Source organism: Acetobacter sp. P5B1 (assembly GCF_018811985.1).
GTDB classification, from domain to species: domain Bacteria; phylum Pseudomonadota; class Alphaproteobacteria; order Acetobacterales; family Acetobacteraceae; genus Acetobacter; species Acetobacter cerevisiae.
Genome location: NZ_JACRVS010000009.1, coordinates 40,319 through 58,670, shown reverse-complemented (window position 1 = coordinate 58,670; position 18,352 = coordinate 40,319). Strand labels below are relative to the sequence as shown.

Annotated in this window: 11 protein-coding genes; 6 read left to right on the top strand and 5 right to left on the bottom strand. The window is 58.1% G+C overall.

Translation table 11 applies throughout. From position 1 onward, the window contains the following. Positions 1-15: 15 nt before the first annotated feature. Genes KP703_RS08030 through KP703_RS08010 form a run of 5 tightly spaced genes read right to left on the bottom strand, consistent with a single transcriptional unit; the run spans position 16 to position 8,637 of the window. Complete coding sequence (locus tag KP703_RS08030) at positions 16-1,206, bottom strand: acetate/propionate family kinase (protein WP_215754435.1); 1,191 nt, start codon at positions 1,204-1,206, stop codon at positions 16-18. Positions 1,207-1,250: 44 nt separating this feature from the next. Further along, positions 1,251-2,294, bottom strand: coding sequence for a bifunctional enoyl-CoA hydratase/phosphate acetyltransferase (locus tag KP703_RS08025; protein ID WP_215754434.1), 1,044 nt, complete (start codon positions 2,292-2,294; stop codon positions 1,251-1,253). Between the two features lie 6 nt (positions 2,295-2,300). Next, positions 2,301-3,305: a dihydroorotate dehydrogenase-like protein gene (locus tag KP703_RS08020; RefSeq protein WP_215754433.1), complete on the bottom strand. Its 1,005-nt coding sequence runs from the start codon at positions 3,303-3,305 to the stop codon at positions 2,301-2,303. Positions 3,306-3,343: 38 nt separating this feature from the next. Next, positions 3,344-6,919 carry a pyruvate:ferredoxin (flavodoxin) oxidoreductase gene (nifJ, locus tag KP703_RS08015; protein ID WP_215754432.1) on the bottom strand — a complete coding sequence of 1,192 codons (3,576 nt, stop codon included), beginning with the start codon at positions 6,917-6,919 and terminating at the stop codon, positions 3,344-3,346. A gap of 14 nt (positions 6,920-6,933) precedes the next feature. Then, the gene (locus KP703_RS08010; protein ID WP_215754431.1) at positions 6,934-8,637 is read right to left on the bottom strand and encodes an NAD(P)-binding protein; all 1,704 of its coding nucleotides are present in this window, start codon (positions 8,635-8,637) and stop codon (positions 6,934-6,936) included. 350 nt (positions 8,638-8,987) lie between these two features. On the opposite strand from KP703_RS08010, the gene KP703_RS08005 reads away from it, so the two are divergent. From KP703_RS08005 to KP703_RS07980, 6 genes are all read left to right on the top strand, one after another. Then, entirely contained in the window at positions 8,988-9,971 is a 984-nt protein-coding gene (locus KP703_RS08005; protein WP_215754430.1) for an HlyD family efflux transporter periplasmic adaptor subunit, read from the top strand. Beyond that, positions 9,971-12,709 carry a ribosome-associated ATPase/putative transporter RbbA gene (gene rbbA / locus KP703_RS08000; protein WP_215754429.1) on the top strand — a complete coding sequence of 913 codons (2,739 nt, stop codon included), beginning with the start codon at positions 9,971-9,973 and terminating at the stop codon, positions 12,707-12,709. Before KP703_RS08005 ends, rbbA begins: the two co-directional genes overlap by 1 nt. After that, positions 12,709-13,836, top strand: a complete 1,128-nt coding sequence (locus tag KP703_RS07995) for an ABC transporter permease (protein ID WP_215754428.1) — start codon at positions 12,709-12,711, stop codon at positions 13,834-13,836. Before rbbA ends, KP703_RS07995 begins: the two co-directional genes overlap by 1 nt. Further along, positions 13,837-15,285, top strand: a complete 1,449-nt coding sequence (locus KP703_RS07990) for a TolC family protein (protein ID WP_215754427.1) — start codon at positions 13,837-13,839, stop codon at positions 15,283-15,285. A 199-nt stretch (positions 15,286-15,484) separates the two neighbouring features. Then, complete coding sequence (locus tag KP703_RS07985) at positions 15,485-16,087, top strand: TetR/AcrR family transcriptional regulator (protein WP_215754426.1); 603 nt, start codon at positions 15,485-15,487, stop codon at positions 16,085-16,087. A 775-nt stretch (positions 16,088-16,862) separates the two neighbouring features. Further along, positions 16,863-18,254 carry an NAD-dependent succinate-semialdehyde dehydrogenase gene (locus KP703_RS07980; RefSeq protein WP_215754425.1) on the top strand — a complete coding sequence of 464 codons (1,392 nt, stop codon included), beginning with the start codon at positions 16,863-16,865 and terminating at the stop codon, positions 18,252-18,254. The last annotated feature ends 98 nt before the right edge of the window (positions 18,255-18,352 follow it).

Sequence of the window (18,352 nt, the reverse complement as noted above, 5' to 3'; positions counted from 1 at the left end):
CGCCTCCCCCGCCGCTTAGAGAAATTTAAGAACGCTCATATAGATCTCGCGCTCCTCGTCAGTCGGTTCCACGCGCACCCGCACCCGACTGTCCGGCGTGCTGATAATGGCATCATGACGCTGGTTGGCAGCCTCATCCAGCGTCACACCAGCCCAGCTGAACGCCTGACAGACCTCGTGCCGCAATGCAGCATCATGCTCGCCAATGCCCGCGGTAAAGACCAGTCCGTCCAGACCACCCATCACCGCCGTCAGCGCACCGATTTCCTGACGGATACGATACACAAACAGGCTCAACGCTTCGGCAATCTGCACGCTTTGGGCAGAGCTCGCGTCCTTCGCCAGCATCTCACGCAGCACCCGCATATCGGGTGAAATACCGGAGACGCCGAGCAAACCGGACTCATGGTACAGCGTCTGCACCAGCGTCCGCCAGTCGGCCTTTTCTTCCTGCACCATGTAAAGCAACACGCCCGGATCAATCGCGCCGCAGCGCGTGCCCATCATCAGGCCATCCAGCGCAGAAAAGCCCATGGTGGTTTCAAGGCTTTTGCCATCCTTCAAGGCACACAGGCTGGCCCCGCTCCCCAGATGGGCAATAATGGTCCGCCCCGTTGCAAGCTCAGGGTCAATCTGCGCAAGGCGCTGGGCAATATAGCTGTAGGAAATGCCGTGGAAGCCATAGCGCACCACGCCCCGTTCCTCATACCGGCGCGGCAACGGCAGAAGCCGCGCCACTTTGGGAATGGTGCTGTGGAAGGTCGTATCAAAACAGGCCACCTGCAAAAGGTCTGGCCGCCGTTGCGCAATGGCTTTAGCCGGGGCCAGCGTGGCCTGCTGATGCAGCGGGTCAAACGGGGTGAGCTGGTCCAGCTTGTTCAGAATTTCCGGCGTGATTTTCACTGGTTCCAGAAAATCGGCCCCACCATGCACAACCCGGTGCCCGGCCGCAACCACCCGGCCCTTCTGAGCAAACTGCTCCAGCCAGTGGAACAGATGGTCAAAAATCGCCAGCCCGGTTTCGGGCCACTCTTCCTGCACCAGAACGGCGCCATCATGATTTTTGGCATGGAAGCGTGCGCCCTTGGGGTTTTGCTCAATTTCCCCGTTGAGCAGAACCGTCGCTTTCTGGCTGTCGGCCTTGTCGTAAACGGTAAATTTCAGACTGGAAGAGCCACTGTTAAAAACAATAATCACGTCCTGCATTGATCCGTCCTTCTCTATGGCTCTTCTTCTGTCCTGAACCCGCCTCACGCCGCAGGAGCGCTTTCCGGATGCAGGTGCCGCGCATACAATGCGCCCACGGCAATGGACGCCAGCCGCGCCTGCACACTATCCGCCCGGCTGGTCAGCAACACCGGCACACTGGCCCCCAGCACCACCCCGGCTGAATCCGCTCCGGCCAGAAAGATCATGTTCTTGGCCAGCATGTTGCCTGCTTCCAGATCGGGTGTCACAAGAATTTGCGCCCGCCCTGCTACCGGCGAGGTAATGCCTTTAATTTTGGCGGCCTCTGCGCTCACGGCATTATCCATGGCCAACGGGCCATCCAGAACACCGCCTTCAATCTGCCCACGCTCCGCCATTTTACACAGGGCCGCGGCATCCACCGTGCCCGGAATTTTTGGGTTCACGGTTTCCACAGCAGACAGCAGCGCCACCCGCGGCTCGCCAAGCCCAAGGCCCCGATGCAGATCAATCGCGTTCTGCACAATATCGCGCTTGATGGTGAGGTCCGGGAAGATATTGATAGCGGCATCCGTCACAAAAATAAGGTCATCATAAGCAGGCACTGCGAGCAGAAAGACATGGCTCACCCGCCGGGCTGTGCGCAACCCACTCTCTGGTGAGACGACGGCATGCATCAACACATCTGTGTGCAGGCTGCCTTTCATCAGGGCATGCACCTGCCCGGATTTGACCAGTGCTACAGCCTGCGCCGCAGCCTCCTGCGGGGTGGCGGCATCCACAATGGTTGCGCCCCCCAGATCAATCCCGCAGCTCTGCGCCACATCAGTAATCAGAGCACGCGGGCCGATCAGAACGGGTTCCAGAATATTCTGCTGCGCCGCATCCATCGCGCCTTCCAGCGCATGCTGTTCGCACGGCCAGACAATACCGATACTCACCTTGCCGGGGAGTTGTCTGGCCCGCTCAATCAGATTTTCAAAAGCCTGATGGCTTTTCGGGCCGGAAGCTGCGGGCATATCGGCGCTATCCTGCACGTACTGCTGCGCTGGGGTTACGGAAGCAGCAGAAGAGGACACCATGGTCTGATTTTCCTGTTGAGACATACTACGTTATTGCCCGAAAGCCGGAGTGGAAGACAAAATGCGCCGATACTGGTCCCGCAGGAACGTCTCGGCCGCCTGCGCTGTGCCATGGGCCGCCAGCTGCCCTTTAAAGGCCGCTACACTTTCCACAGAGCGCGCTTCCATCCATGCCTGCATCTCTGCCAGCATGGTGGAGAGAAAGCCTGAGCCATGCCGCAGCAGAGCGGAGGTCACCATCGCCACATCCGCGCCGGCCAGCAGGCAGCGCACCACGTCCTCACCGGAATTGACGCCACCGGAGACCGCAAAGCTGGTCTGGAGCCTGCGGGACAGCAGGCCGGTCCAGATCAGCGGCAGCCGTAGTTCGTAGGACGTGCTGAGTTGCGCATCGGCTTCCGGTGCTACGGGATGCAGGTCCAACCCCGGCTCATAAAACCGGTTGAACAGCACCAGCCCGGCAGCCCCGGCTTCCACCAGCCGTTTCGCCATATTGCCCGGCGCACTGAAAAACGGCGGTAACTTGATGCTGACAGGAAGGCTGACTTCGGCCTTTACGGCCTTGAGGATGGCAATAAACCGCTCTTCCACCTCAGCCCCCGTCTCATCCGGGTTAGCAGCAATATGCCAGAAGTTCAGCTCAATGGCCGCAGCGCCTGCCTGCTCCAGCTTGCGGGCAAAATGCACCCAGCCTGCCTGCGTGCAGCCATTCAGGCTGGCAATCACCGGCACCCCGGCCCGTTCCGCCGCACGCCGCAGCACGGAAAGCCGTCCATCCAGGACGGTCGCCTGCGGCACAGCGGGAAAATACCCGCCGTTGACGTCCGGATGACTATCCTCTCCCGCTTCAAACAGAGCGGCGTCATGCACCTCCTGCGCGGCAATCTCCTCTTCAAAAATGGAGGCCATGACAATGGCCGCCGCCCCTGCATCCGCTACACGCAGAATGTGATCCAGATCGGCTGTCAGAGGTGATGCGGACGCCGCAATGGGGTGCCGCAGGGAAAGGCCCAGATACTGTGTTTCAAGGTTCATGCTCTTTAACTCCCCGGTTCTTTGAGACCCTGCGGTTTTCAGTTCACATCTTCCCAGTGCGGCAGGAAGCGACTGCCGTCACGGGCGGCCAGATCCTCATAGAGACGATAGCGCTCATTCAACGCCGCCTGCGCCTGATGCAGCATATGCGCCGCTGCTTCCGGATGCGTGCGAGTGAGCGTTTTGTAGCGCAGTTCCTGATAGGCATAGTCTTCCAGCGGGATACGGGGCCGGGTTGAATCCAGCCGGAACGGGTTCAGCCCGCTTTTGCGCATGGTCGGGTCAAACCGGAACAACGGCCAGTAACCAGAGGCAACGGCCCGGGCGGCCTGCTTCATGCCTGTGCGCATATCAATGCCGTGTGCAATACACTGGGAATAGGCGAGGATAATGGACGGCCCCTCATACGCCTCGGCTTCCCGCATGGCGATGACGGCCTGCTCCGGGTTTGAGCCCATCGCAATCTGCGCCACATAGACGTTCCCGTAGGAAATAGCCTGCATGGCCAGATCTTTCCGCGGAGACCGCTTACCAGCCGCCGCAAATTTGGCGGAAGCCCCCAGCGGCGTGGCTTTGGAGGACTGACCACCCGTGTTGGAATACACTTCCGTATCCAGCACCAGCACATTCACATTCCGCCCCTGTGCGAGCACATGGTCCAGACCGCCGGAGTCAATGTCGTAGGCCCAACCGTCACCACCAATAATCCAGACAGACCGGCGGATGAGGAAGTCCGCCACGGACAGCAACATGATGGCATCGGGGGCGTCCACGTCCTCCAGCTTCTGCTTAAGAGCCGCAACCCGTTTCCGCTGCTCTGCAAAATCCGCTTCCGTATGCATGGAAGCGCCCAGCAGGGCTTTGGCCAGATCCTCACCCACCAGAGCGGACTGTTTCTGCACCAGCTGGCGCGCCAGAGCCGTCTGTTCATCCGCTGCAATACGGAAACCCAGCCCGAATTCGGCATTGTCTTCAAACAGCGAGTTGGACCACGCCACCCCGCGCCCTTCAGCATTGGCTTTCCAGGCATGAGCTGGCGTATTACCCGCAAAAATGGCGGAACAGCCTGTGGCGTTCGCAATCTGAAGCCTGTCACCAAATAACTGAGAAACCAGCTTCAGATACGGTGCCTCACCACACCCTGCGCAGGCCCCGCTGAACTCAAACAGCGGCTCAAGGAACTGCACGCCTCGGACGTTGGCTTCATTAATACTGGCCCGATCCATATCCGGCAGTTTTTCAAAAAACGCGATATTCTGGCGTTCCTGTTCCAGAATAGGCAGTTTCTCTTCCATATTAATGGCGCGTTTTTCCGTTTCCGGCACAATGGCCGGGCAGTTTTCTACGCACACGCCACAGCCGGTGCAGTCTTCCACATAAAACTGGAGCGTAAAGCGAGAATCCGGATAACCCCGCGCGTTAATCTCAGCTGTTTTGAAAGACGCAGGCGCCCCTTCCAGATCCTCCACATCATACATTTTCGCGCGGATGACACTATGCGGGCAGACAATGCTGCACTGGCCGCATTGCAGGCAGGCATCCGCGTCCCACACAGGTACTTCCACCGCAATATTCCGTTTTTCATACTGCGTGGTGCCACCGGGGAATGTTCCATCCACCGGCATATGGCTGACAGGAATTAGATCTCCCCGCCCGGCCATGATCTCACCCGTCACCTGTTTGACAAACAGCGGCGCAGTCTCCGGCACAACCGGCGGCATTGGCACCGTGCCAGTGGCCTGTGCCGGCACCTTGACTTCATGCAGGGCCGCAAGGGCCGCATCCACAGCGCGGAAGTTCAGCTGAACAACAGCATCCCCCTTCGCCCCGTAAGATTTCTGAATAGCCTTCTTGATTTCTGTAATCGCTTCATCCGCAGGCAGCACATTGGAGAGATGGAAAAAGCAGGTTTGCAGAATGGTGTTCACACGCGGGCCAAGACCCAGAGTCAGCGCAACATCAGACGCGTTGATGACGAAAAACCGCAGCTTTTTGGAAACAATCTGATCCTGCACTTTTCTGGGCAGATGGTCCCAGACCTCGTCAGCGGAATAGGGGCTGTTCAGCAGGAAGGAGATGCCATCATTCGCTGCCCCCAGCACATCACGCCGAAACAGGAAATCAAACTTGTGGCAGGCAATAAAATCGGCATGACGGATCAGATACGGCGCATTGATCGGGCTTTTGCCAAACCGGACATGCGAGGCCGTCTGACCACCGGATTTATGGGAGTCATAATCAAAATAGGCCTGAGCAAACCAGCCGGGTTTTTCACTCAGGATCTTAACGCTATTTTTGTTGGCACCCACCGTGCCATCGGCCCCCAGACCATAGAACAGGCAACGCACCGTGCCTTCCGGCTCAATGTCAAAGTTTTCATCATAGGTCAGGCTGGTGTGCCCCACATCATCCAGAATACCGACGGTAAAGTGGTTTTTAGGTGACGGCCTGGTCAGTTCATCAAACACCGCCCGCGCCATGGCAGGGTTGAAGTCTTTGGAAGACAGACCGTAACGCCCGCCAATCACGCGCGGCATATGCGGGAAGGCCCCTTCCCCCACACCTTCGGCCAGCACGCCCACCACGTCCGCATGCAGCGGCTCCATCGGCGCACCCGGCTCCTTCGTGCGGTCCAGCACCGCAATGGATTTGACGCTTTTCGGCAAGGCATCCAGAAAATGCTTCGCCGAGAACGGGCGGAACAGCCGGACCTGCAGGACACCAACCTTCTGCCCCTGCTGGCACAACCATTTGGCGGTCTCCCGCACCACTTCCGCGCCCGAGCCCATACACACCACAACGCGCTCGGCATCCGGTGCACCTTCGTAGCGGAACAGCTGATACTGGCGGCCCGTGAGCGCGGCAAAGCGATCCATGGCGGACTGCACAATGTCCGGCACACGCTCATAGAACGGGTTTACGGACTCACGGCTCTGGAAATACGTGTCCGGGTTTTGCCATGTGCCCCGGATAAACGGATTTTCCGGGCTCAGCCCGCGTTTACGGTGGGCCAGCACCAGCTTGTCATCAATCATGGCGCGGATGGTCTCATCCGGAAGCAGATGCAGCCCGTTATATTCGTGCGATGTGCGAAACCCGTCCGTGAAGTGAATGAACGGAACACGCGCCGCCAGCGTAGAGGCCTGCGCGATCAACGCCAGATCATGCCCTTCCTGCACGGTGCCTGCGCCCAGAATGGCAAAACCCGTGGTACGCACAGCCATGATATCCTGATGGTCCCCAAAGATGGAAGACGCCCCGGCCGCCAGCGCACGCGCCGCGACATGAAAGACTACGGAGGTCAGTTCCCCCGCAATCTTGAACATGTTGGGGATCATCAGCATAAGCCCCTGCGAGGACGTAAAAGTGGTGGTTAGCGCACCACTTTGCAGGGAACCATGCACACACCCGGCTGCCCCGCCTTCGGCCTGCATTTCCTGCACCACCGGGATCGTCCCCCAGATGTTGCGGATCCCCTGATCCGACCAGGCATCAGCCAGTTCCGCCATGGTGGAGGACGGCGTGATGGGATAAATGGCGCAGACTTCGTTTACGCGATAAGCAATATGGGCAACTGCGGTGTTGCCATCCATGGTCACACTTTGATCGGTCATGACACTTTCCCTTCTCACGCGCGCACTTTGAAATCGACCGGCGCAATGGGCTCGCCAAGACTGCCGGTGGTCGCGTTTTCATCCTGTGGTTCAGGCTGCATTTCTATGGCGTGGCAGGGGCACTGGGCGGCGCACAACGCGCAGCCTGTGCAGAGATCGAGAGAGACCTCATACCCCTTCCCGCGCCCCAGCCGGGTAATGGCCTGCTCCGGGCAGGCGGCAAAACAGTTGTCGCATTCAAAGCAGTTGCCGCAGGACAGGCAGCGGCCAGCCTCATAGCGCGCCTCCCGCTCACTCAGCCCCGCAGTGACTTCTTCAAAATCGCTGCGGTCAGTCAGAGGCCGTTCCTGCTGTGTGCGGCGCGGCGCATTCCGGTAGTCCGGCAGATGCAGCATGTCGAAGCTCACCACCGGATGACTGGCCGGGTGCACGTAGGTCTCGCCGTTCAGATAGGCATGAATGGCGTGCGCTGCGCGTTTGCCGTGCCCCGTCGCCGTTGTCATGGTCCGTGCACCGCCAATGCAGTCACCGCCCGCAAAAATCCCGGCCTCACCGGTCATCAGCGTGGTGGCGTCCACCGCAACCGTGTCATTTTTCTGCACGGTGATTTTGGGCATCGTCGCCAGCAGGGACAGATCACTATGCTGCCCCACGGCCATCACGACAGAGTCCGCAGCCAGCGTGGTGATCTCGCCGGTGGGCGTGACACTGCCGTCCGCATTCATGGTCACGTTTTCAACGGTAATGCCGTCCGCGCCGAAGTGATCCACGACATTCAGCCAGCGAATTTTTACACCCTCGGCAAAGGCTTCCGCAGCCTCACCGGGCAGAGCTTCCATATGGTCTTTATCGTAACGGAAGACGATCACAACATCTTTCGCGCCAAGGCGTTCAGCCGTGCGCGCGGCATCCATGGCCACGTTGCCACCGCCCACAACGGCCACCACACGGCCAAGCTGCGGCTTTTTCTGCTCGCTGACATCATCCAGCAGACTGACGGCGTCAACCAGACGCTTACCGTCGCCGGTTGGCACGTTCAGGTGATTGGCCAGTTGCGCGCCCACAGCCACAAAAACGGCATCAAACCCGCCCTCAGCCTTTGCTTTACTCAGATCCTCTACTTTCACGCCGCATGTCAGCGTCACGCCCGGCATGACGGCAATCCGGGCAATTTCCTGCTGGAGCTCTGTGCGCGGCAGGCGATAAGCCGGAATACCGTGCATCATCATCCCGCCCGGTTCCGCTGCCGCATCCCGCACCTCTACCGCATGCCCCTGCCGCGCCAGATGATAGGCGCAGGACAAACCAGCCGGGCCAGCCCCGACAATCAGAACCTTCTTGCCGGTTGCAGGGGCCGCTTCAAACGTCCAGCCGTTTTTGAGCGCTTCATCCCCCAGAAACCGCTCCACCGCATGGATAGAGACTGAGTCATCCAGAGACCCGCGGTTACACCCGCTCTCACACGGATGGTAACAGGCGCGCCCATGCACGGCAGGCATGGGGTTGTTGGCCACCAGCGCACGCCAGGCCTGCTCATACTCTCCGGCCTGCGCGAGGGAAAGCCAGCCCTGAATATCCTCACCTGCCGGGCAGGCCTGATTACAGGGCGGAAGGAAATGTTCGTAAACCGGCTGTTGCCACCGTCGGCTTCCTACACCGCGCCGCGCAGTGTCCTGCATAATCTGCGTCATATCGTGGAGCTTCATAGGCACTGTCATTCCCCCGTCGCGTGCGGCACGAAATTTAAGGCACTGAGCAAAACTGCAGCAGGCACGCCCGACACGTCATTCAGGGTGCCACCATATAAAACACGAACACTCTGTCAACTTTGCAAATTTATGAAAAATGAAGAATTTTTATGGATTTATTGATCTAGATTATTGCACCACGGAAAAAGCTAAGTTTCCGCGTGAAACCAGCGCCAATCCAGACTTAAACGGTTCCGTATGACGCTCAATCAGGTTCTGAATAATAACTTGACGTTTCCGTCATAAATTAAGCATAGTACCGTCTCCATAAATGACACCTTTTCATCACCCATTCGCTTTTTTGCCATACAAGGTTTGTTGTGAAAGCTCCTGTAAAAATCACGATTATTGCCGCCTCCCTTCTTGTGATCGCTGGGGGAGCCTTTGCATGGCACCATCATCAGCAGGCCGAAAGCGTGCCTGAAGGTATTCTCTACGGAAACGGGCGGCTGGAATTTACCCGCGTGGATGTGGCCGTAAAATATCCAGGGCGGGTTACAAAACTTCTGGTGCATGAGGGCGATACCGTCGCGGCCAACCAGGTTCTGGCGCAGGAAGACAGCGCCACCGTGCAGACCCAGTATGATCAGGCCGCAGCCCAGCAGAGCCGCGCCACCAGTGCGGCAGACCGCGCCGCAGCGGAGCTGGCCGCGCATCAGGCGTCTTTGCGCCTTGCGCAGGATGAGCTGCGTCATGCACAAACCATGCGCCGGCAAAACCTTGTTTCTGACATGGAAGTCACGCAGCGGCGCACGCAGTTTGAGTCCGCACAGGCTGCCGTCCGCGCCGCGACACAGGGTGTGCAGGAAGCCCTGCATGCAACGGAAGGCGCTGCCGCACAGGTCCGGCAGATCCAGACCATAGTGGATGACATGACAATCCGTGCGCCCGTCGCAGGCCGCATTGAATATCGCATTGTGGAGCCCGGCAGCGTGCTGGCACCGGGCGGGCGCGTGTATTCCATGCTGGACCCGGTTGACCCGTATATGACTCTCTTCTTCCCCACCGCCGCCATGAGCACGCTCAAGGTGGGGGATGAAGCCCGCATCAAGTTTGACGGCGTGGCCTCTCCCGTGCTGGCCACCGTCTCCTTTATTGATAGTCAGGCCCAGTTCACGCCCAAATATGTGGAAACGGCGACAGAGCGGGAGCAGCTTGTCTATCGCGTCAAACTGCGCGTCACACCGGAAGAGCAGCAGCATCTCGGGGCACTTCTGAAGGCAGGCATGACGGGTGAAGGCTATATCAGGCAGCGCCCGGATGCCGCATGGCCACAGGCAGCCCAGCGGAGCGGCGCTGAGTAATGAGCGCCCCTCCGTCTGAAATCCATGTAGAGGGCGTGCGCCATGCCTATAATGGCCGCGACGTTCTGCATGATGTTTCGCTCACCCTTCCCGCCGGGCAGACCATTGCCTTTGTCGGGCCGGATGGTGTTGGCAAATCTACCCTGCTTGGGCTGATTGCCGGCGTGCGGCGCCTGCAAAGCGGCAGCATCCACACGCTGGGCGTGGATGTCAGCAACAAGGCCGAGCGTGAGGCATTTCTCACCCGCCTCGCCTTCATGCCGCAGGGTCTGGGAAAAAACCTCTACCCAACCCTGTCCGTGCGCGAGAACATTGATTTTTTTGGCCGCCTGTTTGCGCTGGACGCCACCACCCGCGCCAATCGCATTACGCATCTGCTGGATTCAACCGGCCTTGCGCCCTTCCCCAACCGGCCTGCCGGCCAGCTTTCAGGGGGTATGAAGCAGAAGGTCAGCCTGTGCTGCTCTCTGGTCCATAACCCCGACCTGCTTATTCTGGATGAGCCCACCACCGGCGTGGACCCGCTCTCCCGCCGCCAGTTCTGGGCGCTGGTAGACCAGATGCGTGCCGAGCGGCCCTCCATGACCGTAATTGTCTCAACGGCCTATATGGATGAAGCCGAGCGCTTTTCCTGGCTGGTCGCCATGAATGACGGACGCATTCTGGCCTCCGCTCCCACAGCGGACGTTAAAAAACAAACCGGCACCACCACAGTGGAGGCCGCCTATACCTCCATGCTGCCGGAAGCCGACCAGAAGGAAATTTCCGACTTCACCATCCCGCCCTATCAGGATGATGGCAGTCCCCCTGTTATTGACGCGGAAAATCTGACCCGCCAGTTCGGTTCGTTCAAAGCAGTGGATAACGTCAGCTTCCGCATCAAACGCGGCGAGATTTTCGGCTTCCTTGGCTCCAATGGCTGCGGCAAATCCACCACCATGAAGATGCTGACCGGCCTGCTGGACATCACCAGCGGCACGGCCACCCTGTTTGGCCGCAAGGTGACACCGGGCGACATGTCCACGCGCATGCGCATTGGCTACATGTCTCAGGGCTTCTCACTGTATGAAGAACTGACCGTCCGGCAAAACCTGATGCTTCAGGCTGAGCTGTTTCGCCTGCCGGTGGCAGAAGCCAAAAAGCGCGTCGCAGAAATGCTCTCAAGCTTCAGGCTGGAGGAACAGGCGGACAGCCGCCCCACAGGTCTGCCGCTCGGTATCCGTCAACGCCTGCAACTTGCTGCTGCCTGCATCAACACGCCGGATATTCTTATTCTGGATGAGCCCACTTCCGGCGTGGACCCGGCAGCGCGGGACATGTTCTGGAAACATCTCGTCGCCCTCTCGCGCGATCAGCATGTGACCATTTTTGTTTCCACCCACTTCATGAATGAAGCCGCCCGCTGTGACCGCATTTCCCTGATGGACAAAGGGAAAGTTCTGGCCATGGGCACCCCGGATGAAATTATTCAGGAAGCCCACGCCGCCACGCTGGAAGATGCGTTCATCGCGTTTCTCGAACATGCCGGCAACAGCGTCAACGCCGCCAGCACGTCGCAGCAACAGGCTCCCGCCAGCACGGCTCCAGCGCGTAAAATTCCGCCTTTCATCCGCTGGTTCTCACGCTGCTGGGCTTTTGCCCGGCGAGAGGCCGTGGAACTGACGCGCGACCGCCTACGCCTGATGTTCGCCATCCTTGGCCCGACCATCCTGCTGCTTATTTCGGCCTATAGCGTCTCGTTTGACATCAACACCATTCGCTACACAGTAGCGGATTATGACCACACCCACGCCAGTCGGGAGCTTGTCGAGCAGTTCCGCGGGTCGCACTATTTCCATGAGACCGCCTATTCTCCCGACCGGGAGACTGTGGAAACCCGTATTCGGCAGGGGCAGGTTGCCCTGGGGCTGGATATTCCCGATGGCTTCGGGCGGGATCTGGCGGCAGGCCGCAACCCGACAGTGGGCGTGGTGATTGACGGTGCAATGCCGTTCCTCAGCGCCAACGTCCGCGCCTATGTGGACGCCGTGCTGCTGACCTACGCCGCCAGTATGCAGAAAACCCTGCCCCCCTCCGCCACGGCACATCTGATACCCGTCAATATTATCCCGCGCTTTGTCTATAATCAGGAATTCCGCAGTATTTACGCCATGACGCCGGGCACCATCATGCTGGCCCTGATCCTCATCCCCACCATGCTGACAGCGCTTGGCGTGGTGCGGGAGAAGGAGATTGGCTCCATCATGAACCTTTACGCCTCCCCCGCCAGTTCCGGGCAGTATCTGGTGGGTAAGCAGTTGCCTTATGTGGCGCTGGCTATCATCGCCTATCTGGTGCTTGTCGTGCTGTCCGTCACTGTGCTGGGGGTACCGCTCAAAGGCTCGTTCATTGGCCTGACGATCGGGGCGCTGCTCTATATTCAGGCCTGCACCGGGCTGGGACTGCTGATTTCAACCTTCGTCAGCTCTCAGGTCGCGGCCATTTTCGGCACAGCCATTATCTGCCTGATCATGTCCGCCAACTTCTCCGGGCTGCTCTACCCCATCTCCACCCTTACGGGCGTGACGTACTACCTTGCCGAGACGTTCCCGGCCTCATGGTTCCAGCTCATTTGTCTGGGCAGCTTCACAAAGGGGCTGGGGGTTACCTCCTTCCTCTCCATGTATGCTGCTCTTGGCACTTTTGCGGCTGTTTACATGCTGGGCGCACGCCTTTTCCTCAAGAAGCAGGATTCATAATGCTGCGCTGGGTCATGAATGTCGGCCTGCTGTGCCGCAAGGAATTCTACAGCCTGATGCGGGACTTCGTCCTGATGGGGCTGATTGTCTTCTCCTTCTCCGTCGCCATTGTGCTGGTGGCGCATGGCGTGAAGATTGACGTCTCCAACGCCACCGTGGCGTTTATTGATGAGGACCATTCTGCCCTCTCCCGCCAGCTCCGCTCCGTGGTGCTGCCGCCTTATTTCAAACCGCCAACCCTGACGGACCGCGCCAACAGCAAGGCTGGCATGGATAACGGCACCTATAACTTTGTGATTGATATCCCCCCGCGTTTTGAGGCGGACACGCTGGCAGGCCGCACCCCGGACATACAGGAACTGATTGACGCCACCGCCATGACACAGGCCGGGCTGGGCGCTGTCTATCTGCAACAGATCTTTATGGGGGAAGTGCAGGCTCAGCTGCACTCTCCTGACCTGAACAAGCTGATGCCCTTCCACGGGGAAAGTCGTATCCGCTTTAACCCCAATAGTGAATCCGCATGGTTTACCTCCGTCATGCAGGTCGTCACCAACGCGACGGTTCTCTCTATTGTTCTGGTCGGCGCTGCCGTCATCCGTGAGCGGGAACACGGCACCATCGAGCATCTGCTGGTGCTCCCCGTCTCCGCCAGTCAGATTGCCGTGGGCAAAATTCTGGCTAATGGCGCGGTCATCCTTGTTGCCAGCCTGCTCTCCCTCTGGCTAACGGTGCATCTGTGGCTTGGCGTGCCCATTGCGGGCAGCCAGTTCCTGTTTGCCGCCTGCCTCATTCTGTATCTTTTCTCCGTCACCTCTCTGGGCATGATGCTGGCCACCATCGCCCCCAACATGCCCCAGTTCGGGCTGCTGGTCGTGCCGGTGTATGCCGTGGCCTATCTGCTCTCCGGCGCGGCCACACCGGTGGAAAGCATGCCGGACCTTGTGCAGTCCCTTGTGCGCTTCTTCCCCACCACCCAGTTCGTGAAAATCTCACAATCCATCCTGTATCGCGGTGCTGGCCTTGAGAGTATCTGGCCCTCGTTGCTGGCCATTGTGTTCTCCTCCACTCTTTTTCTTGCCATGGCGCTGCTCCGCTTCCGCTCCATGCTTGCCCGTCAGGACTGAATGCCGATGTCTTTTTCAGCACCTTCCGCCCGGCTGCTGCTCACCACGCTTCTGTGCTCGGGTGTGGTCGCCTGCTCCCCTTTCAAGACTAAGATGCCTGCCTCACAGGTCGCTGTGCCCACGCAATTCACGGCAGCACCAGCCTCTACGCAGGCCACCGACCTTACCGCATGGTGGACCGCCTGGCAGGACCCGCTGCTAAACCAGCTTGTGCAGCAGGCTCTGGCGGCCAACCCGGATATCCGTGTGGCGCAGGCCCGCGTGCAGGAATCCCGCGCTTATACCCAGATGGCCAAATCCGCCCTGTATCCCACCATAGGAGCCACAGCGGGCATGATGGGAGGCGGTGTAGACTGGCGGCACCCGGTTCCACCGCTGATGAAAATGGCCACCCCGAATATTCAGGACCCCGCAACGGATGGTCACCTTGCAGGCATCACCATGGCGTGGGAACCGGATATCTGGGGTGGCAACCTGGCCAAAAAGCGCGGTGCAAAGCAGATGGCGCTAGCATCAGAAGAGATGCTGCACGGCACCCACATGGCGATTGCAGCCGATGTTGCGGCCAATTACGTAACGGCCCGCGGCCTGCAACAGCGCATTGTGCTGCTGGACCAGTCTGTCAGCACGCTTCAGTCTCTCCTGCGCTACGCTTCTGCCCGCTTTGATGCCGGCCAGACCACGCAGGCTGATCTTGAAACCATCCGCGGCCAGATTGCGCAGGCACAGGCGCAGCGCCCCATGCTGGTCTCCTCTCTGGATGCCTGCCGCCACCGGCTGGCCATTCTCTCAGGCCAGCCGCCCGAACAGGCTCCGGACCTCTCCTCTCCGGCCCAGTATCACGTCCCTGCCCCACCGGCGACCGAACTTCCCTCCACCGTTCTGGAACGCAGGCCGGATGTCCGGCTGGAAAAGCATGTTCTGGAAGCCAATCTGCAACGGTTGATCAGCACCAAGACCGACCTCCTGCCACGCTTCGGGTTAGAGTTTTTCGGGGGTGATGGCCGCTTGCGGTTTGATGGTATTCCCGGCGTTTCCGGTTCCGGGGGCCTGATGGCGGTCAATGCCTACCTGCCCATTTTCACCGCAGGCCGAATACAGGCCAAAATCCGGGCCTCCGATGCCCAACTGCATCAGGCTCTTGCCACGTATGATCAGACCGTCCTGACGGCTCTGGCGGAGGTGGAAGATGCGTATGAAAGCCGAAGCAGCGCAGACCAGAACATCACCAGCCTGACAGCAGAGGTCAGCGCACTCACACAGGCGGCCTCTCAGGCCCGTGGATTGTATGAAGGCGGCCAGTTTACCATGCAGGACGTGCTGACAACGCGCATCAAGAAGATTACCGCGCAGGATGATCTGGTGAGCGCGCAAACGCGGCAGGCGCTCAGCACCATTCAGCTTGCCCGCGCTCTGGGTGGCGGCTGGAGCAGCCAGTCTCCGTCATAACCGGCACGCTTGCTTTCCGTATGACATTGGAACACAAAGATTATTCAAGGATTGAATAATAGCCACCCCGTCACCCAGCCTAAAAAGGCCTGAAGGAGCCTAAAAAGAATTGAGCACCCAGCAGCAGCCCTCTCCCCAGGACGTTCCCGTAGAAGCGCCCGCCAAACGGAAAGCCTACCGAACCTCCAAGAAGAGAGAAATGACAAGAGCCTTCAAGGAGGAGGCTTTTGAGCGTGCGGCGTGGAATGTGTTTTCAACCATCGGGCTGGATGCCGCAACGGTGCGGGACATTGTCTCCCTGAGCAATGTTTCCCCCGGCAGCTTCTATAATTATTACAAAACCAAAGAAAAAATCTTTGATATCCTGCTGATCAAAGTTGCTGATCGCGTCAAGAATATTGTCCTGCAATCGCGTTGCCCCATGGATAATCTGGAAATGATGCTCACCAGGAGCCATCAGGCTGTTCTGCGCGAACTGATTAGCATTAACGGCGCACCGCGCTTTTTTGAACTCAACCAGCACCATATCCGCGCCCGTCTGTTCACCATGAAGGAAACGCGGGACATGCTGGAAGACCTCAAGCAGAACATCCTGCGCCTGATGCCGGTGAAAACCATCTCACCAGACCGGCTAAGCTTTATTGCCGCCACTCTGCTCACGATGGGCCTTGAATCCCTTCTCTATATGGCGCGCAATCCGCTGCTGGATATTGATGAAACCGCCCGACTTTCAGGCTGTATGGCCGCAGGCAATGTCCGGGGGGCCATGACCTTCCTCTCCGGGATGCCGTCCGGGGACTGAATAAATGCCCCGCTTGCTGCCGACTTGTGGACTGCTCCCTCTATAGAGACGCATTTTAGAAATGCAGACTCATCTATATTCAAATGAATATAGAATACTGCGCAAATTTCCCGACAAGTCTTCTCTAACAAGACAGAGAACATCTTTTTCACCCTGCCGATCTTGGCATTTCTGTCCCGAACAAGAGAAAAATCGACATGTTCTGCCCCACTCGTTAGATAAAAAAAACGAATGGATCGATTTCTTTTTATTCTACTGCCCAGCATAAAGCATCGACCAACAGTTTTCTAAATCAACTCCCCAGAAAATATATTTTCAGAAGAAAATTTCAAATATCATGTAAATAAAGAAGAATGACCTTACAATCTATGAAAACACCAAAATTTCCAACCACTTAGACTTGTTAAAATAATGTCATTATCATCACGAAATTATGATATTGTCCAGATCATGCCGTTATTTCCATACTGATTCAGATTAAGTGTTATCAAAAATCCCATATTATTTATAGATTGACCATGTCTATATCCACGAATATATAGACAAACACCAACTGAACGGTTTGCAGCAGCATTGAGCGAGGCCCCCTTTTGCTCCCCCTACACAGGGTTTGCAGAAGCGCCCCCCCTTTCTGCCGGAAAGTGACCGGTCTATATTTTTCTCAGGCCTAAGGGTTGGCGATGATGCAGCGTGTCTCACTCTGCTCGTCCTGATCGGATACCGCAGCGGCGGGATCGCTCTCCTTTTCCTGTTTTTGAGTTTTTATGAGGTACTAATGGCTTACGCGACAACGAACCCTTATACAGAGGAAGTGGTTGCTACTTTCCCTGAGGCAACAGATCAGGAAGTTCAGACTGCGCTTTCCGAGGCCCATGCTGCCTTTGAAAAATGGCGTGACACATCTTTTGCTGAACGTGCGCGTATTATGAACGCCGCCGCCGCCATTCTGCGGCGTGACATTGACAAGTATGCCGGTCTGGGCACGCTTGAAATGGGCAAGACTTTTGCTGAATCCAAAGCTGAAGTCATTCTTTCAGCCGAAATTTTTGAATATTACGCAAAATATTCGGAAGAGCTTCTGAAGCCGGAAGCCCTGCCCGTAGCTGACCCGGCAACCGGCAAGGCCCAGCTGGTGCATGAACCGCTTGGTATCGTGTTCGCCGTTGAGCCGTGGAACTTCCCGTTCTATCAGGTCGTCCGCATCATCGCACCGCAGCTTTCTGCCGGTAACGCCGTGCTGCTCAAGCATGCGTCCAACCTGCCGCAGTGTGCTGCCTCCTGTGAAGATCTGATGATCGAAGCCGGGCTGCCCAAGGGTCTGTTCCGCAACCTGTACACGGCCCGCTCTCACACGGCCATGATCCTGGAAGACCCCCGCGTTTGCGGTGTGGCCCTGACGGGTTCTGAAGGTGCTGGCTCCATCATTGCTGGTGTTGCTGGTAAGGCCCTGAAAAAATCCATGATGGAACTGGGTGGCGCAGACGCATTCATCGTTCTGGATGATGCTGACGTTGAAAAAGCCGCCAAATGGGCTGTCATGGGTCGCCACTGGAACGCTGGCCAGGTCTGTGTGTCCGCCAAGCGTCTGATTGTGGCTGATGCGATTTATGATCGCTTCCTGGACCTTTACAAAAAAGGCGTTGCCGAGCTGAAGGCTGGCGACCCGATGGACCCGTCCACCACGCTGGCTCCGCTGTGCTCCCGCGCGGCTGTTGACGATCTGCACCGTCAGGTTGAAGAAGCCGTCAAGCATGGTGCCAAGGTTGAAGTCATTGGTCCGGAAATTCCGGAAAAAGGCACCTTCTTCCGCCCGCTGCTGATGACCGGTCTGGACGGTGAGAACGCAGCACGCCACTGGGAATTTTTCGGCCCCGTGACGCAGCTTTATCGCGCCAAGGACGAAGCAGATGCCATCCGCATCGCTAATGACTCCCCCTATGGCCTCGGTGGCGCTGTCTTCACCAAAGACGAAGCCCGTGGTGCCCGCGTTGCAACCAAGATCCGCACCGGCATGGTCAACATCAACCACCCGCTGATCCCCAAGGCAGACCTGCCCTTCGGCGGCGTGAAGCGTTCCGGCTTTGGCCGCGAGCTGGTTGGCCTTGGCATCAAGGAATTCGTCAACCACAAGCTGATCAACATCGTCGATATCGACGCTCCGGCCTGATCACGCTTACCGGCAGGCTCCTTTACGGGGGCCTGCCTTTTTACACAGTAATTCTTCATAAAAATTAAGTCTTCTTTTTATTCATGAGACCTCGTGTT

Coding starts and splice junctions, on each gene's coding strand:
- KP703_RS07990 (WP_215754427.1), top strand. CDS start 13,837: ATGCCGATGTCTTTTTCAGCACCTTCCGCCCGGCTGCTGCTCACCACG.
- KP703_RS07985 (WP_215754426.1), top strand. CDS start 15,485: ATGACAAGAGCCTTCAAGGAGGAGGCTTTTGAGCGTGCGGCGTGGAAT.
- KP703_RS08020 (WP_215754433.1), bottom strand. CDS start 3,305: ATGAACCTTGAAACACAGTATCTGGGCCTTTCCCTGCGGCACCCCATT.
- nifJ (WP_215754432.1), bottom strand. CDS start 6,919: ATGACCGATCAAAGTGTGACCATGGATGGCAACACCGCAGTTGCCCAT.
- rbbA (WP_215754429.1), top strand. CDS start 9,971: ATGAGCGCCCCTCCGTCTGAAATCCATGTAGAGGGCGTGCGCCATGCC.
- KP703_RS08010 (WP_215754431.1), bottom strand. CDS start 8,637: ATGACAGTGCCTATGAAGCTCCACGATATGACGCAGATTATGCAGGAC.
- KP703_RS07995 (WP_215754428.1), top strand. CDS start 12,709: ATGCTGCGCTGGGTCATGAATGTCGGCCTGCTGTGCCGCAAGGAATTC.
- KP703_RS08030 (WP_215754435.1), bottom strand. CDS start 1,206: ATGCAGGACGTGATTATTGTTTTTAACAGTGGCTCTTCCAGTCTGAAA.
- KP703_RS08025 (WP_215754434.1), bottom strand. CDS start 2,294: ATGTCTCAACAGGAAAATCAGACCATGGTGTCCTCTTCTGCTGCTTCC.
- KP703_RS07980 (WP_215754425.1), top strand. CDS start 16,863: ATGGCTTACGCGACAACGAACCCTTATACAGAGGAAGTGGTTGCTACT.